The organism is Levilactobacillus zymae DSM 19395 (assembly GCF_001434115.1).
GTDB lineage: Bacteria > Bacillota > Bacilli > Lactobacillales > Lactobacillaceae > Levilactobacillus > Levilactobacillus zymae.
On sequence record NZ_AZDW01000023.1, the window covers coordinates 1 to 1,835 of the forward strand.

Genomic DNA, 1,835 nt, shown 5'->3' on the forward strand with positions numbered 1-1,835 from the left:
GAGTTTGGGACATAACTCGAATTCTATAAGAAAACAGGAAGGAAATTCTCGATTTGTGAGAATTTCCTTCCTGTTTTTGTCCATGCTCCTTTAGGTTGGCCGCTACCTTGGCCAACTTCACCAGATTATTGGCCATTAATGCGATGCCTACCTCGTTCCAAGTTGCCGATAATCCTCGTACCGAGAATCGTTTGAACGCTAAATGAGCCTTCAAGTTGGCAAAAATTGGTTCGACATCAATCTTACGTTGTCCGTAGAGCTGACGACCAATTTCACTTGAAAGCTGTTCTTTAGCTTTATTCTTAAAGTATTCCCAGTTAGCGTTAATACTGATTTGACGCGGTCGACCACTTTGCGTGGTCGCTAATTCTTGGCGCTGTGGGTCTTCAAAATAATCAACTGCCCAATAGACTTTAAACTTTCGCTCAGTACCATAACGGTCATGACGGATACTGTAATTGTGAAATCTAAATTCGATGCCATCTAGATCCGTGTAACAATCGTTGTATTCATCATAATCCCAATTAGCAACTTTTCGCTTGTCCTTATGATAGGCACGGGTCTGTTCTTTTTCATACATACCGTAGGGAATCAAGAAATCCTTTTCTAAGTCATCAGAAATAAATTGATAGTTCATCTCGCTACCGTATCCTGCATCAGCGACAACATATTGTGACGCGTTGGGAGCCTGCGTAAAGATACTGGAGAGAAAAGGGACTAAAGTACGCGTATCAGTCGGCCGTTGAAATAGATCGAAGTATAGAGTGTATTGATGTTGGCTAGCAACTTGGAGATTGTATCCTGGTTTCAGCTGACCATTCTTCATGGGGTCTTCTTTCATCCGCATAAAGGTGGCATCTGTATCAGTTTTAGCAAAGCTATTACGTTCTCCAAAAGTCCTGTTCGCAAACTCATAGTTCTGCTTGCGAGGGATTAAATCGGTCTTTAATAAATGATTGTAGTGTTTAAGCTTCCGTCGGCGCCGTTTGTTTTGCGAACCGCCAGGTTTCACTTTTTCGTTAGCAATCACCTGACTTAAGTTATCAATTTCGTTACTAACCTTATCGCTAACTGCTTTTAATTCAGTACTATCAAGAGAACCGTCGGTTTCTTGACGTACCGCTAGGTCTACTTCATTTTGAATGATCTGATCATATAACTGGTTAGACTTTTCATCTAATTTGGGTTCGTTTTTCTCAACTGATTTACGCCAGACAAACGTGTACTTATTAGCATTGGCCGCTAATTTAGTTCCATCAATATAAAGAGCTGAATCATCAATTAGTCCTAAAGAAGTCAGTTGGGTTCTAAACAGACTATAGAGACGTTTGATCAGAGTTTTAGTTCGTGGGTGAACGCGAAATCGATTAATTGTTCGATAGCTTGGGACGGTCACGATATTACCCATAAGCCAGCGCATGACCAAGTTCTCATCACCCATTTCAGCAATCTTTCGTCCGGAAAAGACACTCCGGGAATAGCTGAACAACAACATCTTAAGTAACATTTTAACGGGATACTCTGGTCGGCCAGTCCAGGAGGACTCGGCCTCCAAATCACTCGTTGGGATGGAATCGACTAATGTACTAATTGCCCAAGCAATATGATGTTCTTCTGGTTCCCAATCAAGTTCTAGTTTTAAAGTTGTCTGGTTATTGGTATAATTCATTTGCATAGAGAGCAACTCCTTTCTTTTTTCTTGGTCGATTTAAGAATACCAGAGACGCTCTCTCTGTGTACATAAAAGCAACGAAAAAATTGGTCCTAGAAATCACAAAACGATTTCTAGGACCAATTTTTAACTACTGGAATTTAGGGACTTATGTCCCAAACTC

At 40.8% G+C, this 1,835-nt stretch carries 1 protein-coding gene; it reads right to left on the bottom strand.

Going from position 1 to position 1,835, the window contains the following annotated elements; all coding sequences use genetic code 11:
* Window positions 1-1,675: IS1182 family transposase (locus tag FD38_RS05460; RefSeq protein ID WP_057732079.1), on the bottom strand; the 1,675-nt coding region annotated here is incomplete at its 3' end.
* Between the last annotated feature and the right edge of the window lie 160 nt (window positions 1,676-1,835).